Raw genomic sequence first — 19,862 nt, 5'->3', positions numbered from 1 at the left:
CTTAGGCAACCGTCAGGGCAGACACCACCAGATCGCAACTGCGCTGGGCGTAAGCCGTCAACACGATGCGGATCTGCGGCAAATCACGGGCAAGCACAGCGGCCAGCAGGCGTTCGAACAATTCAAGGAACTCGCTCATCTCAGCCTTGCGCTGTTCGAGGGCGAGGAAGTACGCCCGGCTCATGGCCGGTTGCAGGTTCTCGACGGTCTCTTGCAGGTACGGATTGTTGGCGAACGGATAGGCGGCGCGCATGACGGCGAAGCTGTCGTCGACAAACGCGCGGATGTCCTGACGCTCGTAGCTGGCGGTGAGGCGCTGCTGGATCTGCACGAACGGCGCCATGTCGGACTGGACTTGCCAGCCGTTGGCCACCGAGTTGCCGAGCAGGATGTACAGCTCGCTCATCAGCGTGCACAGGCTCTGCACCTTGTGCGCCGTCAGCTCAGTGACGTGCGCGCCACGGCGCGGCAGGATCGCGATCAGGTGGCGGCGCTCGAGGATCAGCAAGGCTTCGCGGACCGATCCGCGGCTGACATTCAATGCCAGCGTGACCTTCTGTTCCTGGATGCGCTCTCCCGGCTTCATTTCGCCACGAATGATGCGTTCGGCGAGGTGGTGAGCAATTTGCTCGGCGAGGCTGTCCGGCGCCTTGAACGTCATGGTTGTCCTTCAAACTCTATCGATCTGCACAAGCGGCGCAGTGTAGCGCAAATGCACGGTCATGGCGGAGTGCCCACTCAGCGGTTTTTGGCACGATTCCCGCAACTTTCTAGAGAAAAACAAACAAAAAACCAGGTGACTCAATGAGGGTCAATACTGAATAGACACGTTGTTGATCGACGAAATGCATTTTCTTGACCTTTAAGTCAGAAAATCATTGACCGAAAAGTCAGAGCTGCTAAATTCGGCTCACGTCGGTTAACAACAATAATGAGTCTGCGAGGCCTTCCGTGATCCAGTTTTTACTTAACCAGGAACTCCGTAGCGAGCACGCCCTGGACCCGAATCTGACTGTGCTCAATTACCTGCGCGAACACGTGGGCAAATCCGGCACCAAAGAAGGTTGCGCCAGCGGTGACTGCGGCGCCTGCACCGTGGTGGTCGGCGAGTTGCAAACGGATGACGATGGTCGCGAACACATTCGCTATCGCAGCCTCAACTCGTGCCTGACGTTCGTTTCGTCGCTGCACGGCAAACAACTGATCAGCGTCGAAGATCTCAAGCACAAAGGCGAACTGCACAGCGTGCAGAAAGCCATGGTCGAGTGCCACGGCTCGCAGTGCGGGTTCTGCACCCCCGGTTTCGTCATGTCGCTGTTCGCCCTGCAAAAGAACAGCGATGCACCGGATCAGGCCAAAGCCCACGAAGCGCTGGCCGGCAACCTCTGCCGCTGCACCGGCTACCGGCCGATTCTGGCCGCTGCCGAACAATCGTGTTGCGGCAAACAGCCGGATCAGTTCGACGCCCGCGAAGCCGACACCATCGCCCGCCTCAAAGCCATTGCCCCGACCGATATCGGCGAACTCAACAGCGGCGACAAACGCTGCCTGGTGCCGCTGACCGTGGCTGATCTCGCCGACCTCTACGACGCTTACCCGCAAGCCCGGCTGCTGGCCGGCGGCACCGATCTGGCGCTGGAAGTCACGCAGTTCCACCGCACCCTGCCGGTGATGATTTACGTCGGCAACGTCGCGGAAATGAAGCGCATCGACAGCTTCGACGACCGTATCGAAATTGGTGCCGCCACCGCCCTCTCCGACTGCTACGAAGCGCTGAACGCCGAGTACCCGGACTTCGGCGAACTGCTGCACCGCTTCGCCTCTCTGCAAATCCGCAACCAGGGCACCCTCGGCGGCAATATCGGCAACGCCTCGCCGATCGGTGACTCGCCACCGCTGCTGATCGCCCTCGGCGCACAAATCGTGCTGTGCAAGGGTGAAACCCGGCGCACGTTGAACCTTGAGGATTACTTCATCGATTACCGTGTTACCGCGCGTCAGGAAAGCGAGTTCATCGAGAAAATCATCGTCCCGCGTGCCAGCGCCGAGCAGCTGTTCCGCGCCTATAAAGTCTCGAAACGCCTGGATGACGACATCTCCGCCGTCTGCGCCGCCTTCAACCTGCGCATCGAAAACGGTGTGATCAGCGATGCCCGTGTCGCCTTCGGCGGCATGGCCGCGATTCCGAAACGCGCCGCCCATTGTGAAGCCGTGCTGCTCGGCCAGCCGTTCAACAACGCCGTGGTCGAGCGCGCCTGCGCCGCACTGGCCGAAGACTTCACGCCGCTCTCGGACTTCCGCGCCAGCAAGGAATATCGCCTGCTCAGCGCGCAGAACCTGCTGCGCAAATACTTCATCGAACTGCAAACACCGCACATCGAGACTCGGGTGACCGCTTATGTCTAACCATCACGCCGTAGAGAAGACCCAGGCTGAACTGGCCGAGCTGTTCGCCCAGGACCTGACCACCGGTGTCGGCCGCAGCGTCAAGCACGACAGCGCCGCCAAGCACGTGTCCGGTGAAGCGCAGTACATCGATGACCGGCTCGAATTCCCGAATCAGTTGCACCTCTACGCACGCATGTCGGACCGCGCCCACGCGAAAATCATCAGCATCGACACCAAGCCCTGCTACGCCTTCGAAGGCGTGCGCATCGCCATCACCCACGAAGACGTGCCGGGCCTGAAAGACATCGGCCCGCTGATGCCCGGCGACCCGCTGCTGGCCATCGACGACGTGCAGTTCGTCGGTCAACCGGTGCTGGCCGTGGCGGCGAAAGATCTGGAAACCGCACGCAAAGCGGCGATGGCCGCGATCATCGAATACGAAGATCTCGAGCCGGTGCTGGACGTGGTCGAAGCCCTGCGCAAACGCCACTTCGTGCTCGACAGTCACACCCATCAACGTGGTGATTCGGCCGGTGCTTTGGCCACTGCCGAACACCGTATTCAAGGCACGCTGCACATCGGCGGTCAGGAACACTTTTACCTGGAGACGCAGATCTCCTCGGTGATGCCGACCGAAGACGGCGGCATGATCGTCTACTGCTCAACGCAGAACCCGACCGAAGTGCAGAAACTGGTCGCCGAAGTGCTCGACGTCTCGATGAACAAAATCGTTGTCGACATGCGCCGCATGGGCGGCGGTTTTGGTGGCAAGGAAACTCAGGCCGCCAGCCCGGCATGCCTGTGCGCAGTGGTCGCGCACCTCACCGGCCAGCCAACCAAGATGCGCCTTCCGCGCGTTGAAGACATGCTGATGACCGGCAAGCGTCACCCGTTCTACGTCGAGTACGACGTCGGTTTCGACAGCACCGGGCGCCTGCATGGGATCAACATGGACCTGGCCGGCAACTGCGGCTGCTCGCCGGACTTGTCCGCATCGATCGTTGACCGGGCGATGTTCCACTCGGACAACTCGTACTACCTCGGCGACGCGACCATCAACGGTCATCGCTGCAAGACCAACACCGCGTCGAACACCGCTTACCGTGGTTTCGGTGGCCCGCAAGGCATGGTCGCCATCGAAGAAGTGATGGACGCAATTGCCCGTCATCTCAACCTTGATCCGCTTGCCGTGCGCAAGGCCAACTACTACGGCAAGACCGAGCGCAACGTCACCCACTACTACCAGACCGTCGAGCACAATATGCTCGAAGAGATGACCGCCGAACTGGAAGAAAGCAGCCAGTACGCCGAGCGCCGCGAAGCGATCCGCCGCTACAACGCCAATAGCCCGATCCTGAAAAAAGGCCTGGCGCTGACACCGGTGAAATTCGGCATTTCCTTCACCGCCAGCTTCTTGAACCAGGCCGGTGCACTGATCCACATCTACACCGACGGCAGCATCCACCTGAACCATGGCGGCACGGAGATGGGCCAGGGCCTCAACACCAAGGTCGCGCAGGTTGTGGCCGAAGTGTTCCAGGTCGAAATCGACCGCGTGCAGATCACCGCCACCAACACCGACAAGGTGCCGAACACCTCGCCGACGGCGGCGTCCAGCGGTGCTGACTTGAACGGTAAAGCGGCGCAGAACGCGGCGGAAATCATCAAGAAGCGTCTGGTCGAATTCGCTGCACGCCACTTCAAAGTCACTGAAGAAGACGTTGAATTCCACAACGGCCACGTGCGCGTTCGCGACCACATCCTGACCTTCGAAGCGCTGATCCAGCAGGCGTATTTCAATCAGGTCTCACTGTCGAGCACCGGGTTCTACAAGACCCCGAAAATCTATTACGACCGCAGCCAGGCCCGTGGCCGCCCGTTCTACTACTTCGCGTTTGGCGCGGCGTGCTGCGAAGTGATCGTCGACACCCTGACCGGCGAGTACAAGATGCTGCGCACCGACATCCTTCACGACGTCGGCGCCTCGCTGAACCCGTCCATCGATATCGGTCAGGTGGAAGGGGGGTTCGTCCAGGGCATGGGCTGGCTGACCATGGAAGAGCTGGTCTGGAACAACAAAGGCAAGCTGATGACCAACGGCCCGGCCAGCTATAAGATCCCGGCCGTGGCGGACATGCCGCTGGACCTGCGGGTGAAGCTGGTGGAAAACCGCAAGAACCCGGAAGACACGGTGTTCCATTCCAAGGCTGTCGGTGAGCCACCGTTCATGCTCGGGATTGCCGCGTGGTGTGCGATCAAGGACGCCGTGGCGAGCCTCGGCGACTACAAACATCAACCGAAAATCGACGCGCCAGCGACGCCAGAGCGGGTGTTGTGGGGGTGTGAGCAGATGCGCCAGTTGAAAGCGGTGAAAGCCGTCGAAGTCGAGTCAGAAGTAGTGGTTTGATCGTTCCCACGCTCTGCGTGGGAATGCAGCCCGCGACGCTCTGCGTCGCATCCTGAAAAGCGGACGCGGAGCGTTCAGAGATGCATTGCCACGCAGAGCGTGGGAATGATCTTGGGAGGTGAACATGTACAACTGGATCGACGCCCTCGCCGACCTGCAGAACCAGGGCGAACCCTGTGTTCTGGTGACGATCATCGAAGAACTCGGCTCGACGCCACGCAACGCCGGCTCGAAAATGGTCGTCAGTGCCAGACAAATCTTCGACACCATCGGTGGCGGGCATCTGGAATACAAAGCCATGCAGATCGCCCGCGACATGCTCGCCAGTGGCAAGCAGGACACCCATCTGGAGCGCTTCAGCCTCGGCGCCAGCCTCGGCCAATGCTGTGGCGGCGCCACCGTGTTGCTGTTCGAACCGATGGGCCAGGTGCAGGCGCAGATTGCCGTGTTCGGCGCCGGCCACGTCGGCCGCGCGCTGGTGCCGCTGCTCGCCAGCCTGCCCTGCCGCGTGCGCTGGATCGATTCGCGGGAGGAGGAATTCCCCGAACAGATTCCCAAAGGCGTGCGTAAAATCGTCGCCGAAGAGCCTGTGGATGAAATCGATGACCTGCCCGCCGGCAGCTACTGCATCGTCATGACCCACAACCATCAGCTCGATCTGGAGCTGACCGCCGCGATCCTCAAGCGCAACGACTTCACCTGGTTCGGCCTGATCGGCTCGAAGACCAAACGCGCCAAGTTCGAACACCGTTTGCGTGACCGTGGTTTCGACGCCAGCGTCGTGCAACGCATGCGTTGCCCGATGGGTATCGGCGAAGTCAAAGGCAAACTGCCTGTGGAAATCGCCATCTCCATCGCCGGTGAAATCATCGCCACGTATAACGCCAATTTCGGCCAGCACACCGCCAGCGCCGAACCGATTGCCAAACTGCTGCCTGTTTCGCGCCGCAGTGAAGCCACCAAACTCAAAGCCTCAAATTGATTAGAGAACCCTCATGCCTCTGACTCGCAAAGCCTACCGCGCCGCCATCCTGCACAGCATCGCCGATCCCGCCGAAGTCGGGATCGAAGCCTCCTACGAGTATTTCGAGGACGGCCTGCTGGTGGTCGATGACGGCAAGATCAGCGCCCTCGGCCACGCCAGCGAACTGCTGCCGACGCTGCCGGCGGACATCGAAATCAACCACTATCAGGATGCCTTGATCACCCCGGGCTTTATCGACACCCACATTCACCTGCCACAAACCGGCATGGTCGGCGCCTATGGCGAGCAACTGCTCGACTGGCTCAACACTTACACCTTCCCGTGCGAAAGCCAGTTCGGCGACAAGGCGCATGCCGATGAAGTCGCTGACATTTTCGTCAAGGAACTGCTGCGCAACGGCACCACCACGGCGCTGGTGTTCGGCAGCGTGCACCCGCAGTCGGTGAACTCGTTCTTTGAGGCGGCCGAAAAACTTGATCTGCGGATGATCGCCGGCAAGGTCATGATGGATCGCAACGCCCCGGACTACCTGACTGACACCGCTGAATCGAGCTACGTCGAGAGCAAGGCGCTGATCGAGCGCTGGCACGGCAAGGGCCGCCTGCACTATGCGGTGACCCCGCGTTTCGCCCCGACCAGTACCCCGGAACAATTGGCCCTCGCCGGGCAATTGCTGACCGAATACCCGGATCTGTACATGCAGACCCACATCAGCGAGAACCTCAAGGAAATCGAGTGGGTCAAGGAGCTGTTCCCGGAGCGCAAGGGTTACCTCGATGTTTACGATCACTACAAGCTGCTCGGCGAGCGCTCGGTGTTCGCCCATGGCGTGCACCTGTGCGACGACGAATGCGCGCGTCTGGCGGAAACGGGCTCGGCGATCTCGTTCTGCCCGACGTCGAACCTCTTCCTCGGCAGCGGCATGTTCAACCTGCCGATGGCCGAAAAGCATAAATTGAACGTCGGCCTCGGCACTGACGTCGGTGGCGGCACCAGTTTCTCGCTGCTGCAAACCCTGAACGAAGCTTACAAAGTGATGCAGTTGCAAGGTGCGCGCTTGAGTCCGTTCAAGTCGTTGTACCTGGCGACGCTGGGTGGAGCGCGGGCGCTGCGTCTGGAAGACAAGATCGGCAACCTGCAACCGGGATCGGATGCCGACTTCCTGGTGCTGGATTACAACGCCACGCCGCTGCTCAGTTATCGCTTGAAGCAGGCCAACAACATTGCCGAAACGCTGTTTGTGTTGATGACGCTGGGCGATGACCGCACGGTGCAGCAGACGTATGCGGCGGGTGCTTTGGTGCATCAGCGCTGAGCTTTTCCCGACACATGATCGTTCCCACGCTCTGCGTGGGAATGCAGCCCGTGACGCTCCGCGTCACTGGACGCGGAGCGTCCCCCAGAGGCATTCCCACGCAGAGCATGGGAACGATCAGGCAAGTCTTTCAGGCATAAAAAATCCCCCGGAGGTGTTCAGCCCCGGGGGATTTTTATTGCCTGTCAGTACGCCTTCGCGAGCAGGCTCGCTCCCACATTTGAAATGCATTCCCCTGTGGGAGCGAGCCTGCTCGCGAAGGGAGCGACTCGGTCTACTTTAGAGCTTGGCCGCAGGACGCCCCGGCTTCTTGGTCTGCAACAAATGCGAGAACACCGCATGCAGATCATCCGAAGCGCTTTCCTCGTCGAGGTTGAGCTTGCTGTCGATGTGATCCATGTGATGCATCATCAGGTCCACCGCCAGCTCACCGTTGCGCGCTTCGATCGCGTCGATCAACTGAGTGTGTTCGTCGTAGGAGCAATGCGAACGGTTGCCGCTTTCATACTGGGCGATGATCAGCGACGTCTGCGAGACCAGGCTGCGCTGGAAGCTGATCAGCGGGGCGTTCTTCGCCGCTTCGGCGAGTTTCAGGTGGAACTCACCCGACAAACGAATACCGGCGCCACGATCGCCGCGCGAGAAGCTGTCGCGCTCGTCGTTGACCATCTGGCGCAGCTCGGCGATCTGTTCGGCGGTGGCATGTTGCACAGCCAGTTCAGTGATCGCACGCTCGACCAGACGACGGGCCATGAACACCTGACGCGCTTCTTCAACGCTCGGGCTTGCAACCACAGCGCCACGGTTCGGCCGCAACAACACGACGCCTTCATGGGCCAGACGCGACAGCGCGCGGCGAATGATGGTGCGGCTGACCCCGAAGATTTCCCCCAACGCTTCTTCGCTCAACTTGGTGCCGGGCGCCAGACGCTGTTCGAGGATGGCCTCGAAGATATGCGCGTAGACAATATCGTCCTGGGTTCCGCTGCGGCCGGCTTTGCCTGCTCGCGGTTGTTTCTTGAGGGGTTGCAACTGTTCGTTCATGGGCACTCGAGTCGGGAGAACTGCGGCGAATAGACCGTGACTGTAATACGGCACAGTAGGTCGCTGGCAAGTATCGCGTAAAAAACAGCGCGATTGTACACAATGGATGGTGGCAACACGACTGTATGGCTGTTTGTGACCACGGCTGTATTGCAACGATCCGTTACGATTGAGTTTAGGCTTGATCGCAGAATCCGCCGCCCAAACGCGATCCGCTCATGTAGGAGCTGGCGAAGGCTGCGATCTTTGATGTTGTTTTTTAGAAGCAAGATCAAAGATCGCAGCCTTCGGCAGCTCCTACAGAGAAATAATGTCATTTGTATAAGGAACACCGCCGTCATGAACGACGCCACGCATACCCAACTGCGTCCCTTTTCCGACACCTCGCCCTCGGCCATCGTCGCCGGTTTTATTGCGATGATGACCGGCTACACCAGTTCGCTGGTGCTGATGTTTCAGGCCGGGCAAGCGGCGGGCCTGACCAGCGGGCAGATTTCCTCTTGGATCTGGGCGATCTCGATTGGCATGGCGGTGTGTTCGATCGGCCTGTCGCTGCGTTATCGCACGCCAATCACCATCGCCTGGTCCACTCCCGGCGCGGCGTTGTTGATCACCAGCCTGGGCGGCGTCAGTTACGGCGAGGCCATCGGCGCCTACATCACCTGCGCGGTGTTGGTGACGATTTGCGGGCTGACCGGCAGTTTCGAACGTCTGGTGAAAAAGATTCCGGCCTCACTGGCGGCCGCGCTGCTGGCGGGGATACTGTTCAAGATCGGCAGCGAAATCTTCGTCGCCGCGCAACACCGCACCGGCCTGGTGCTGGGGATGTTCTTCACGTATCTGCTGATCAAGCGTCTGTCGCCGCGCTATGCCGTACTCGCCGCCCTGCTGATCGGCACCGCGCTGTCGGGCTTCATGGGCCTGCTGGATTTCAGCGGTTTTCATCTGGAAGTGGCGACACCGGTATGGACCACGCCGCACTTCTCGCTGGCGGCGACCATCAGCATCGGCATCCCGCTGTTCGTGGTGGCGATGACTTCGCAGAACATGCCCGGCATCGCCGTCTTGCGCGCAGACGGCTATAACGTCCCGGCCTCGCCGCTGATCACCACCACGGGCATCGCCTCGTTGTTGCTGGCGCCGTTCGGCTCCCACGGGATCAACCTCGCCGCCATCAGCGCGGCGATCTGCACCGGCCCGCACGCCCATGAAGATCGCAACAAACGCTACACCGCAGCGGTGTGGTGCGGGATTTTCTACGGGATTGCCGGGGTGTTCGGCGCCACATTGGCGGCGCTGTTTGCCGCGCTGCCGAAAGAACTGGTGCTGTCGATTGCTGCACTGGCGCTGTTTGGCTCGATCATCAACGGATTGAGCATTGCCATGACTGAGGTGAAGGAACGTGAAGCGGCGCTGATCACCTTCATGGTCACGGCGTCGGGGCTGACGCTGTTTTCCATCGGTTCGGCGTTTTGGGGGATTGTTGCGGGGGTTTTGACGCTGGTGATTCTGAACTGGCGTAACGCATAAAACGCCAGGCATAAAAAAACGGCGACCCTTAGGTCGCCGTTTTTTTCAGTATCACTTAGCCGCGTTGATCGGCTTTTCCGGATACCAAACGTCCAGCAGTGGGCTGACGGTCATACCGGTCAGCTCAGTGCGGTTTTTCAGCCAGGCTTCAACAGCAGCGCGCTGCTCTTCGTTGACCGAGCCACGCTTCTGCAGGCAAACCAGACCGAAGTCATCGCCGCCAACATAACCCAGACCGTTGGCTTCCATGGCTTCTTTGATGAATGCTTCGAGGAAAGCGTCAATGGCTTCTTCGGACAAGTCTTCTTTGAAGTCCAGGTTCAGTTCGAAACCCAGCTCTTGAAATTCATCAACGCACAGTTTTTTGCGCAGACGCTGGGAACGGTTAGTCGCCATTGGAACAATCCTCTTAAGTAATAACGGCCGGCACTTTACCAGTTTAAGACGTCAATTGCCCGCCTCTGTGGACGCTGAGGCCGACCGCCTGTAAAAAAATCACCGATTAGCCCACCCGCCGACGGCACAAGTGGTTACACCTTGGGGCATAATGCCGACACTTTCATGACCACTGAGGGCTTTTTCATCCATGTCCTCGTCTTTTTCCCCCTCTTTTGCAGGGTTTTATTTCATATGATCAAATCGTTGCGTCCTCTTTTGCTGGCCGGCCTTCTTCTTCCTTTGGCCCTGCCTGTTTCTGCTGCCACCCTCAATACCTCCCTCACCCCCAACGTCGAAAAAGCCCTCAAGGCCAGCAAGCTGCAGCCTTCTGCGCTGTCGCTGGTGATGGTGCCGCTCGACGGCCCGGGCACGGCGACCGTGTACAACGCTGACGTGTCGGTCAACCCGGCCTCGACCATGAAACTGGTCACCACTTACGCGGCGCTGGAAATGCTCGGCCCCAACCATCAGTGGAAAACCGAGTTTTACACCGACGGCGACCTGAGCGGCGGCATCCTCAACGGCAACCTCTACCTCAAGGGTGGCGGTGATCCGAAGCTGAACATGGAAAAACTCTGGCTGCTGATGCGTGACCTGCGCGCCAACGGCGTGACCCAGATCACCGGTGATCTGGTACTGGATCGCAACTTCTTCGTGCAGCCGCAGTTGCCGGAATTCAACGATGACGGCAATGACGAGAACAAGCCGTTCCTGGTCAAACCGGATTCGCTGCTGGTCAACCTCAAGGCCCTGCGCTTTGTGGCGCGCAATGACGGTGGCCGCGTGCTGATTTCGGTGGAGCCACCGATCGCCAGTATCCGCATCGAAAACACCGTCAAGGCCCTCAATTCCAAGCAATGCACCGGCGGTGTGCGCTACAACCCGGTGCCACAGGCTGATGGCAGCGTGACCGTGACCGTCGCCGGCCAGTTGGGCGAAGGTTGCAGCTCGCAGACTTACCTGTCGCTGCTTGACCACGCGACCTATACCGCTGGCGCCGTTCGCGCGATCTGGAAAGAACTGGGTGGCAGCATTCAGGGCAAGGATCGTCTGGCGTCGACCCCGAACAACGCCAAACTGCTGGCCCGCGCCTACTCGCCGGATCTGGCGGAAATCATCCGCGACATCAACAAATACAGTAACAACACCATGGCCCAGCAGCTGTTCCTGAGCTTGGGACAGAAATTTCGCAACGACGCCGACGGTGACGACGCCAAAGCAGCGCAACGCGTAGTGCGTCAGTGGCTGGCGAAGAAAGGCATTACCGCGCCGCACTTGGTGATGGAGAACGGCTCAGGCCTGTCCCGCGCTGAACGCGTCAGCGCCCGCGAAATGGCCGGCATGTTGCAAGCCGCCTGGCACAGCCCGTACTCCGCCGAATTTATCAGCTCGCTGCCGATTGCCGGCACCGACGGCACCATGCGCAAACGCCTGAAGACCACCGCGATGCGCGGTGAAGCTCACGTCAAGACCGGCACCCTGAATACCGTGCGAGCGATTGCCGGTTTCAGCCGTGACGTGAATGGCAATACCTGGGCGGTGGTGGCGATCCTCAACGACAAGGCACCGTTTGGTGCATCGTCGGTGCTGGATCAGGTGCTGCTGGATCTGTATCGCCAGCCGAAGACGGCGCAGACGGCTTCGGTCCTGTAATCCAAGTTCAAGCAACACCACAAAAACCTGTGGGAGCGAGCCTGCTCGCGAAGGCGTCAGGTCAGTCAATAAATGTGCTGACTGATACACCGCCTTCGCGAGCAGGCACGCTCCCACATTGGTTTGGTGGCAGGGCTTAACCCATCTGCTCAACCCGATCCCGCCCGCCCTGCTTCGCCGCGTACACGCCCGAATCCGCCCGCAACAGCAGTGAATCCGCGCCTTCCCCCGGTCGCCAACTGGCGATGCCAAAACTCGCGGTGACCACGCCGACCACATCCACCGGCGCACTGCGTAGCCCTTGCCACAATTCCTGCGCCAGCATGTGCGCGTGTTCGCCGTCGATGTCCGGGCACAACACCATGAACTCTTCGCCACCCAATCGGCAGAACACATCGGTGCGCCGCAGCCGATGGCCAATACGCTCGCACACCGCCTGTAACACCCGGTCGCCGACGGCATGGCCGTAATGATCGTTGATCCTTTTGAAATGATCGATGTCGAGCATGATCACCGACAGTTCGCCACCGCCGCGCTCGACCCGGGCCATTTCGGTGGTCAAGCGCTCCTGGAAATAGCGACGGTTGTGAATGCCGGTCAGCGAGTCGGTTATCGACAGCGCGCGAAGCTCTTCCTCGACCCGCTTCAAGTCGGAAATGTCCGAGATGTAGCCGTGCCACAGCACACCGCCACCGGGCAGCTCTTCCGGCGTCGCCTCGCCGCGCACCCAGCGCAGGCCGCGCTCGGGCAACTGCACGCGATATTCCTCGCGCCACGGGCTGAGGTTATCGGCCGATTCACGGATCGAAGTACGCACGCGGGTAATGTCCTGCGGGTGGATGCGAGAAAAGATCGCCTCGGCGTCGAGCAACAGTACGTCCGGTGCCAACTCGTAAATGTCGCGAATACCATCGCTGGCGTAAATCACGCTGAAACGCCCGCCGAACTCCATTTTGCATTGATAGATGCCGCCCGGAACGTGGGCGCTGAGCTTCTTTAGCAACAAGTCCCGCGCTGCCAGCGCCTCGTGCACACGCTTGCGTTCGGTGATGTCGATACAGATTGCCAGATGTCCGACCCACAGCCCCTGCTCGTCAATGACCGGGGTGGCGAGCATGTTCACCGGCAGATGACTGCCATCGCTGCGCACCAGCGTCCATTCGCGCGCCTCATGACCGCCGACTTCACCGCCCTCGACCAGCATCGCCTGGCAGGTCGGAATGCTCTTGCCGTAACGCGCGCTCAACTCCGCAGAACGCGCCGTCAGCTCGCGTGGCAAGTGCAGGTTTTCCAGGGTCATATGACCAACAACATCGACGCTTCTGTATCCGAGCAACTGTTCCGCGCCGGGATTGAAGGTGTTGATTACGCCGCGCAAATCGGTAGCAATGATTGCGACTTGCGTGGCGGCATTCAGCACCCCGCGTAATTGACCGTGAGTGCCGCGCAGTTCCTGTTCGCGTTCGTGCAGCTCCTGTGTGCGTAGCTCTACCAGACGCAAGGCACGTTGGCGCTGGCTGACCAGGACATAGAGCAGCGCGCTGAGCAGCAAACTGAGCAAACCACCCAGTATGACGACGCTGCTGACTGACGAGTGGTTAGCCTGCATAAAGGCATCGCTCGGCAGGATATCGACCTGATAGTCGTGATCGGCCATGCGCACCAGTCGCGTCGCCGACAAATCACTGGGGGCCGGCTCATTGATCGACTCGAACAGCACTTCATGTTGGTCATTAGTCGACAAGTCGAGGATGCGCACCGAAAGGTAGTCATGAAACGCTTCCGGTAAACCATCCGCCAGCAACTGGCGCATGCTGATCACCGCCATCACGTAACCGAACGGCTTTTTTTCGCCAGCGCGCGTCACCGGCGCGACCAGCAGCACACCACGCGCGTAAGACGCTTCGATACTGACTAGATGCATGGGTTGCGACACCGCCAGACTGCCCAGCTTGTCTGCGCGTTGCAGAGTGTCGCGGCGTAGCGGTTGCGCCAGCAAGTCATAACCCAGCGGCGAGCCCAGACGACTTTGCGTCTGGCTGTACAGCACCGACACGTATTCATCACGGTCGGCGGCCAGTTGCAGTTCGCCCTGCGCATTGAGTTCACGAATGGTGAAGTTGCTCAGCCCTTCCTCACGCACTCGCTGCTCGAACGCCGCGCGTTCGGCAGCGCTGACCCTGAGTGCGAACGAATAGGCCTGGGTGCGCAGCAATAGAGGTTGGGTGTAGCCGTCGAATTCGGCGCGAGACACCGATTCAGAGTTGGCGAAGAAGCGGCGCAAGCCGTCCAGACGCTGTTCCTGGTCCTGAAAGCGCTCTTCGATGCGGCTGTAGCGTTCGTTGGCCAGCAATTGAAAGCGCTGACGCAATTGTTGCTGAAACTGATTGAGGGTGCCCCAGGCGAGCAGCCCCGTGAGAATCCCGCCGACGAGCAATACCAGCATCGCGACCAGCCAGGCCGAAACTTCTTCGCTGATAAAACCCAGTATCTTCGGGCGCACGGGGTGCAACGACATAAGGGCAACTCACTACGCCAGTGTTCCGGGAAAACCCCTTTGGCCGTGAGTTGAGTTATAGCTATTAGCCACTAATTTGGCTAGCTCGGAAAGAGTCCAAGAGCCTTTAAAAATCAAGGCTCTGTGGATCCAATATTTCCGAGTGTCAACGAGCCGTGATTTTCCAGGCGCGGTGGATCTTGGTATTACGGGCAAAATCCGGATCAATGGTCTGCGCGCTGATTTCCTCGACCGCATAACGCTCGGCGAGGTTTTCTTCCAACTGGAACTTGCGGAAGTTGTTGGAGAAGTACAACACGCCACCTGGCGCCAGACGGGCCATGGCCAGGTCGATCAGCTGAACCTGGTCACGCTGCACGTCGAAGATGCCTTCCATGCGCTTGGAGTTGGAGAAGGTCGGCGGATCGATAAAGATCAGGTCGTACTCTTCACGGCAGCTTTCCAGCCACGCCATCACATCGCCCTGCTCCAGACGGTTCTTGTCCGAATAGCCGTTCAGCGACAAGTTGCGGCGTGCCCAGTCGAGGTAGGTTTTCGACAGGTCGACGCTGGTGGTGCTGCGCGCGCCGCCCTTGGCCGCGTGCACACTGGCGGTCGCGGTGTAGCAATACAGATTGAGGAAGCGCTTGCCGGCCGCCTCTTTCTGAATGCGCAGGCGCATCGGCCGGTGATCGAGGAACAGGCCCGTGTCGAGATAGTCGGTGAGGTTGACCAACAGCTTCACGCCGCCCTCGCTGACTTCATTGAACTTGCCCTGCGCAGCCTGACGCTCGTACTGCTTGGTGCCACTCTGGCGCTCACGGCGTTTGACCACTACGCGGCTCTTGTCGACGTTCAGCGCCTGTGGAATGGCTGCTAGTGCGTCGAACATGCGTGCCGAGGCTTTTTCCGGGTCAATCGACTTCGGCGCGGCGTATTCCTGGACGTGCACCCAATCGTGGTACAGGTCGATGGCCATCGCGTATTCCGGCATGTCGGCATCGTAGACGCGGTAGCAATCGATGCCTTCGCGCTTGACCCACTTGCCCATCGCCTTGAGATTCTTCTGCAAACGGTTGGCAAACATCTGCCCGCCTTCGCTCAAGCGCGGCTGCTCGATCACCGGAGCCGGGGCTGGCGTCGGTTTGATCGGGTTGCCGTTCTTGTTGAACTTGCGCTCTTGTGGCTCGTCCGGGGTTTGATCGTAAGCCGCTTGCTCACGCTCGGCCTGACGCTGCTCCGGAGTACGACGCTCGCCCGTGACGAACTGATCCGGCAGCACTTTGATCAACAACAGCTTGCACGGCAGCGCGCCGTTCCAGAACGAATACTGTTTGTGGCTGCGGATGCCCATGCGCTTGCCAAGATCCGGGGCACCGGTGAACACCGCCGCTTCCCAGTTCAGGCAGGCCTGACGCAGACGTTCGCCGAGGTTCTGGTAGAGATAAAGCAGGCTGGCTTCGTCACCCAGACGCTCACCGTACGGCGGGTTGCAGATGACCAGACCTTTCTGGTTCTGGTCCGGACGCGGCTCAAAGGTCGCGACCTCACCTTGATAGATCTTGATCCACTCGCTCAGACCGGCGCGCTCAACGTTGTTGCGGCCCGGTTGAATCAGTCGTGGGTCAGCTTCGTAACCGCGAATCCACAGCGGTGGCTTGGCCAGACCGGCAGCGGCGCGCTGGGCGGCTTCTTCATGAAGTTTTTTCCACAGCGCCGGGACGTGACCGAGCCACGCGGTGAAACCCCACTGTTCGCGACGCAAGTTCGGCGCCATGTCGGCGGCGATCATGCCGGCTTCGACGAGGAACGTACCGACACCGCACATCGGGTCAGCGAGCGCGCCGCCTTCGGCCGCAATACGCGGCCAGCCGGAACGGATCAGGATGGCTGCCGCGAGGTTTTCCTTCAGCGGCGCCGCACCCTGCTGCAAGCGATAGCCGCGCTGGTGCAGGCTGTGGCCAGAGAGGTCGAGGGAAAGAATGGCTTCGCCACGATCCAGACGCAGGTGAATGCGCAGATCCGGGTTGAGCTTGTCGATCGACGGACGGTCGCCTTGCGGCGTACGCAGTTTGTCGACGATGGCGTCTTTGACTTTCAGCGCGCCGAAGTGAGTGTTGTCGATGCCCGAGCCGTGGCCGCTGAATTCGACGGCCAGGGTGCCATCGCTGAGCATGTGATCCTGCCACTCGACATCGAGCACGCCGTGGTAAAGGTCTTCGGCGTCCTTCATCGGAAAGCGCTTGAGCACCAGCAGCACACGGTTGGCCAGACGCGACCACAGGCACAGGCGATAGGCGGTTTCCATGGTCGCCATGCCACGCACCGCGGACGTGTGCTCGCGGGCTTCTTCAAGGCCAAGCCCGACGGCTTCCTCGATAAGCAGGCCTTCGAGGCCTTTGGGGCAAGTGAGGAAGAGTTCGAAACTGTCGGACATGGTATTTCCAGAGCCTTTGGCTAGTGGATCGGCAACGCGTTGCCGACCCGGTTTTCAATCAGGCGCTTTTCTAAAAGAACGCCCGCGTGGCACGAAGGTGTGCCGTTCCATCCCCGCTGCTCGGGTTAAAAGAGCTTAGATGCAAGGACAGATAAAAAAGTTGGTGAAACAAAGTTGCCTGAAATCGACCCTTCGTCGAATAGTACCTGACGCTAAACGTGGGTCATTCTCACTAAAGAATTAACCCCATCATCCAGCGCGGGCCCGATCATACCGGGGTTTGCTGAAAAAACGTGCATGAAACCCAAAGTTACTTATGGCCTAAGCACTAATTTCGTTACGTCCTTATGACAAAACGGTCATTCCATCGCTGTGACTCATTGGTTAGAACTGACAACAGGTTGACGTCGCAACGGCGTCAACACCTTGGCTCGCCACGCCGGCAGCGAGCCGCCCCCGGCAGAGTTTTTCTGCCAGACCTCGGTTGAGGTCAACGCGACACAAACAGTCAACAAGTGAGGGAAACACCCTATGAGAAGACTTAAGCGTGATCCGTTGGAAAGAGCATTTTTGCGCGGATATCAATATGGCGTTGGTGGCAAATCCCGTGAGCTTTGCCCATTTACTCTACCGTCGGTACGTCAAGCCTGGATCAACGGCTGGCGAGAAGGACGCGGCGACAACTGGGACGGTATGACCGGCACTGCGGGAATCCACAGACTCAACGAACTTCACGCCGTCGGCTGACACAGGGCATTAATTCCGACACGACAATCTGAATTTGTAACGCATTAACCACGCACGTCCTTCCCGGACGGCGGGCTTCGGCCCAGGGGCTCCTTCGAGGAGCCCTTTTTATTGCCTTGGTGTTTTATCGATGCCCTGTAGGAGGAGGATCAGCGCAGGGCTGCGATGGCGTCTACCGACTCACGAATCAGCGCCGGGCCCTTATAGATGAAGCCCGAATAAATCTGCACCAGGCTCGCACCCGCGGTGATCTTCTGCGCCGCATGCTTGCCTTCAGTAATCCCCCCCGCCGCAATAATCGGCAGACGACCACCCAGCTCAGCCGCCAGCACCTTCACGGTGTGGGTGCTCTTGTCACGCACCGGCGCGCCGGACAGACCGCCCGCCTCGTCGCCATGCTCCATGCCTTCAACGCCAACACGGCTCAGGGTGGTGTTGGTCGCGATCACCGCGTCCATCCCGGTTTCGATCAGCGCTTGCGCCACCTGCGCGGTTTCTTCGTCGGTCATGTCCGGCGCGATCTTGATCGCCAGCGGCACATGCTTGCCATGGCGCAGCGCCAGTTCGGCGCGGCGCGCGGCCAAATCCGCGAGCAACTGCTTGAGCGAGTCACCGAACTGCAGACTGCGTAAACCCGGGGTGTTCGGCGAACTGACGTTGACCGTGATGTAACTGGCGTGGGCGTAGACCTTGTCCAGGCAGATCAGGTAGTCGTCCACCGCGCGCTCGACCGGCGTGTCGAAGTTCTTGCCGATGTTGATGCCCAGCACGCCCTTGTATTTCGCCGCTGCCACCCGCGCCAGCAGGTTATCGACACCGAGGTTGTTGAAACCCATGCGGTTGATGATCGCCTCGGCTTCCGGCAGACGGAAGATTCGTGGTTTCGGGTTGCCCGGCTGTGGACGCGGGGTCACGGTGCCGATTTCGACAAAACCGAAACCCAATTGCGCGAAGCCGTCGATGGCCGCGCCGTTCTTGTCCAGACCGGCCGCCAGACCCACCGGGTTCGGGAATTCCAGGCCCATGACTGTCACCGGCATCTTCGCCGGCGCCTTGCACAGCAAGCCGTTGAGGCCCAAACGCCCACCCGCGCCGATCAGATCCAACGACAGATCGTGGGAGGTTTCCGGGGAAAGTTTGAACAACAGCTGACGGGCCAGGGAATACATGGGCGGCGATGACTCGGACGGCGAAAAGAGGCGGCGATTATAGCCGGGCATCGACCTGCCGCGCGAGGCGCGAATACCGACATTATTCAAATCGCAGACAAAGAAAAGCCCGGCCTAAGCCGGGCTTTTCTCAGAGCGGCAGCTAATTACTTAGCTTGAGCTTCAACCTGCGCTTCTACGCGACGGTTAACAGCACGGCCAGCTTCAGTTTTGTTGTCAGCAACTGGGCGGGATTCGCCGTAGCCAACAGACTGAACGCGGGACGATTCAACACCGTACTGGTTGGTCAGAACTTGCTTAACGGCGTTTGCACGACGCTCGGACAGTTTCTGGTTGTAAGCGTCAGGACCGACGGAGTCAGTGTGACCTTCAACAGTAGTGGTGGTGGATGGGTACTGCTTCATGAAGTCAGCCAGGTTCTTGATGTCGCCGTAGCTGTTGGTCTTAACAACAGACTTGTCGAAGTCGAACTTGACGTCCAGCTCAACACGAACAACTTCAGCAACTGCAGGGCAGCCGTCAGCGTCAACAGTTACGTTGGCTGGGGTGTCTGGGCACTTGTCAACGTTGTCGCAAACGCCGTCGTTGTCGCTGTCGGAGCAGACTTCAGCTGGTGCTGGAACTGGAGCAGCAGCAGGCTTGGAGCCGCCACCGAAGTTCACACCGATACCGACGCTAGGAGCCCACTCGGTGTCGCCCTGGTCGATGTTGTACTGAGCTTCAACGCCGGCACGGGCGTAGAAGTTCTCGGTGAAGTACAGCTTGGCACCGCCGCCAACGTTGGCGAAGGTGGAACGGTTACGACCGTTCGAACCGTTCTGGTCGATGCTCTGGTCAGAGAAACCGGCCGAAACGTACGGACGCAGCATGTCGCCCGGGTTGTTGAAGTGGTACAGAGCGTCCAGAGCGGTGTTAGCGCCTTTAACGTTCTTGCCATCATCGGCACGTACGTTGTGAACTTCGTCGTAGCCCAGACGCAGTTCAACGTCGTCGGTCAGGAAGTAACCGATCGAGCCGCCGAACAGGTTGCCGTTGTTCTTGAAGTTACGAGCGCTGTCGAATTGTTCTTTCTTAGCGAAGCCTTCGATTTCAACTGCGCCTTGGCCTTGTGCCAGAGCGCCGAACGAAGTGGCAGCGATAAGAGAACCAATGGCCAAGCCCAAGGTGTTTTTCAGTTTCATCCGTTAAATCCCCATCTGGTGATTGTGAAGCAGTCCCGCAAACCGGGGGACAACTCGGCGGCAAGTCTATC

General features: G+C 59.7%; 14 protein-coding genes. 7 read left to right on the top strand and 7 right to left on the bottom strand.

The features are described from left to right. Window position 1 precedes the first annotated feature (1 nt). Window positions 2-661, bottom strand: a complete 660-nt coding sequence (locus IAI51_RS23650; protein ID WP_187680666.1) for a GntR family transcriptional regulator — start codon at window positions 659-661, stop codon at window positions 2-4. A 290-nt stretch (window positions 662-951) separates the two neighbouring features. On the opposite strand from IAI51_RS23650, the gene xdhA reads away from it, so the two are divergent. From xdhA to guaD, 4 genes are all read left to right on the top strand, one after another. Further along, window positions 952-2,406: a xanthine dehydrogenase small subunit gene (gene xdhA, locus IAI51_RS23645; RefSeq protein ID WP_187680665.1), complete on the top strand. Its 1,455-nt coding sequence runs from the start codon at window positions 952-954 to the stop codon at window positions 2,404-2,406. Further along, window positions 2,399-4,795: a xanthine dehydrogenase molybdopterin binding subunit gene (xdhB, locus tag IAI51_RS23640; RefSeq protein ID WP_187680664.1), complete on the top strand. Its 2,397-nt coding sequence runs from the start codon at window positions 2,399-2,401 to the stop codon at window positions 4,793-4,795. Before xdhA ends, xdhB begins: the two co-directional genes overlap by 8 nt. Window positions 4,796-4,919: 124 nt before the next feature. Further along, window positions 4,920-5,777, top strand: a complete 858-nt coding sequence (gene xdhC, locus IAI51_RS23635) for a xanthine dehydrogenase accessory protein XdhC (RefSeq protein WP_187680663.1) — start codon at window positions 4,920-4,922, stop codon at window positions 5,775-5,777. Between the two features lie 13 nt (window positions 5,778-5,790). Continuing rightward, entirely contained in the window at window positions 5,791-7,095 is a 1,305-nt protein-coding gene (gene guaD, locus IAI51_RS23630) for a guanine deaminase (RefSeq protein ID WP_187680662.1), read from the top strand. Between the two features lie 279 nt (window positions 7,096-7,374). Here guaD and IAI51_RS23625 read toward each other — a convergent pair whose 3' ends face one another. Beyond that, window positions 7,375-8,139, bottom strand: a complete 765-nt coding sequence (locus IAI51_RS23625) for a GntR family transcriptional regulator (RefSeq protein ID WP_007961054.1) — start codon at window positions 8,137-8,139, stop codon at window positions 7,375-7,377. Window positions 8,140-8,478: 339 nt separating this feature from the next. Here IAI51_RS23625 and IAI51_RS23620 point away from each other — a divergent pair, with 339 nt between their 5' ends. Further along, the gene (locus tag IAI51_RS23620) at window positions 8,479-9,669 is read left to right on the top strand and encodes a benzoate/H(+) symporter BenE family transporter (RefSeq protein ID WP_187680661.1); all 1,191 of its coding nucleotides are present in this window, start codon (window positions 8,479-8,481) and stop codon (window positions 9,667-9,669) included. Window positions 9,670-9,720: 51 nt separating this feature from the next. Here the strand turns inward: IAI51_RS23620 and IAI51_RS23615 are convergent, their stop codons facing one another. Further along, complete coding sequence (locus IAI51_RS23615; protein WP_187680660.1) at window positions 9,721-10,065, bottom strand: YggL family protein; 345 nt, start codon at window positions 10,063-10,065, stop codon at window positions 9,721-9,723. A 234-nt stretch (window positions 10,066-10,299) separates the two neighbouring features. Between IAI51_RS23615 and dacB the strand changes: the two genes are divergently transcribed. Next, window positions 10,300-11,760 (top strand): D-alanyl-D-alanine carboxypeptidase/D-alanyl-D-alanine-endopeptidase, encoded by a 1,461-nt coding sequence (gene dacB / locus IAI51_RS23610; RefSeq protein ID WP_187680659.1) that lies wholly within the window; start codon window positions 10,300-10,302, stop codon window positions 11,758-11,760. Between the two features lie 136 nt (window positions 11,761-11,896). On the opposite strand, the gene IAI51_RS23605 is transcribed toward dacB, so the two are convergent. Both IAI51_RS23605 and rlmKL read right to left on the bottom strand, forming a co-directional pair. Next, entirely contained in the window at window positions 11,897-14,278 is a 2,382-nt protein-coding gene (locus tag IAI51_RS23605) for a GGDEF domain-containing protein (protein ID WP_187680658.1), read from the bottom strand. Window positions 14,279-14,423: 145 nt separating this feature from the next. After that, window positions 14,424-16,694, bottom strand: a complete 2,271-nt coding sequence (gene rlmKL, locus IAI51_RS23600) for a bifunctional 23S rRNA (guanine(2069)-N(7))-methyltransferase RlmK/23S rRNA (guanine(2445)-N(2))-methyltransferase RlmL (RefSeq protein ID WP_187680657.1) — start codon at window positions 16,692-16,694, stop codon at window positions 14,424-14,426. A gap of 531 nt (window positions 16,695-17,225) precedes the next feature. Here rlmKL and rmf point away from each other — a divergent pair. Further along, window positions 17,226-17,441 (top strand): ribosome modulation factor, encoded by a 216-nt coding sequence (gene rmf / locus IAI51_RS23595; protein ID WP_003223300.1) that lies wholly within the window; start codon window positions 17,226-17,228, stop codon window positions 17,439-17,441. A 149-nt stretch (window positions 17,442-17,590) separates the two neighbouring features. Here rmf and IAI51_RS23590 read toward each other — a convergent pair whose 3' ends face one another. Next, entirely contained in the window at window positions 17,591-18,610 is a 1,020-nt protein-coding gene (locus IAI51_RS23590) for a quinone-dependent dihydroorotate dehydrogenase (protein ID WP_187680656.1), read from the bottom strand. Between the two features lie 146 nt (window positions 18,611-18,756). Next, window positions 18,757-19,791, bottom strand: a complete 1,035-nt coding sequence (locus tag IAI51_RS23585; RefSeq protein WP_095120047.1) for an OmpA family protein — start codon at window positions 19,789-19,791, stop codon at window positions 18,757-18,759. Window positions 19,792-19,862 lie beyond the last annotated feature (71 nt).

Origin of the sequence: Pseudomonas sp. N40(2020), from assembly GCF_014472415.1 — a bacterium.
Taxonomy (GTDB): domain Bacteria; phylum Pseudomonadota; class Gammaproteobacteria; order Pseudomonadales; family Pseudomonadaceae; genus Aquipseudomonas.
Note: the sequence above shows the minus strand (reverse complement) of the source record. Positions and strands in the feature narration are given on the sequence as shown.

Bases quoted from the DNA above. Each gene is read 5' to 3' on its own strand.
- IAI51_RS23650 (WP_187680666.1), bottom strand. From the start codon at position 661: ATGACGTTCAAGGCGCCGGACAGCCTCGCCGAGCAAATTGCTCACCAC.
- xdhB (WP_187680664.1), top strand. From the start codon at position 2,399: ATGTCTAACCATCACGCCGTAGAGAAGACCCAGGCTGAACTGGCCGAG.
- xdhC (WP_187680663.1), top strand. From the start codon at position 4,920: ATGTACAACTGGATCGACGCCCTCGCCGACCTGCAGAACCAGGGCGAA.
- guaD (WP_187680662.1), top strand. From the start codon at position 5,791: ATGCCTCTGACTCGCAAAGCCTACCGCGCCGCCATCCTGCACAGCATC.
- IAI51_RS23625 (WP_007961054.1), bottom strand. From the start codon at position 8,139: ATGAACGAACAGTTGCAACCCCTCAAGAAACAACCGCGAGCAGGCAAA.
- IAI51_RS23620 (WP_187680661.1), top strand. From the start codon at position 8,479: ATGAACGACGCCACGCATACCCAACTGCGTCCCTTTTCCGACACCTCG.
- IAI51_RS23615 (WP_187680660.1), bottom strand. From the start codon at position 10,065: ATGGCGACTAACCGTTCCCAGCGTCTGCGCAAAAAACTGTGCGTTGAT.
- dacB (WP_187680659.1), top strand. From the start codon at position 10,300: ATGATCAAATCGTTGCGTCCTCTTTTGCTGGCCGGCCTTCTTCTTCCT.
- IAI51_RS23605 (WP_187680658.1), bottom strand. From the start codon at position 14,278: ATGTCGTTGCACCCCGTGCGCCCGAAGATACTGGGTTTTATCAGCGAA.
- rlmKL (WP_187680657.1), bottom strand. From the start codon at position 16,694: ATGTCCGACAGTTTCGAACTCTTCCTCACTTGCCCCAAAGGCCTCGAA.
- rmf (WP_003223300.1), top strand. From the start codon at position 17,226: ATGAGAAGACTTAAGCGTGATCCGTTGGAAAGAGCATTTTTGCGCGGA.
- IAI51_RS23590 (WP_187680656.1), bottom strand. From the start codon at position 18,610: ATGTATTCCCTGGCCCGTCAGCTGTTGTTCAAACTTTCCCCGGAAACC.
- IAI51_RS23585 (WP_095120047.1), bottom strand. From the start codon at position 19,791: ATGAAACTGAAAAACACCTTGGGCTTGGCCATTGGTTCTCTTATCGCT.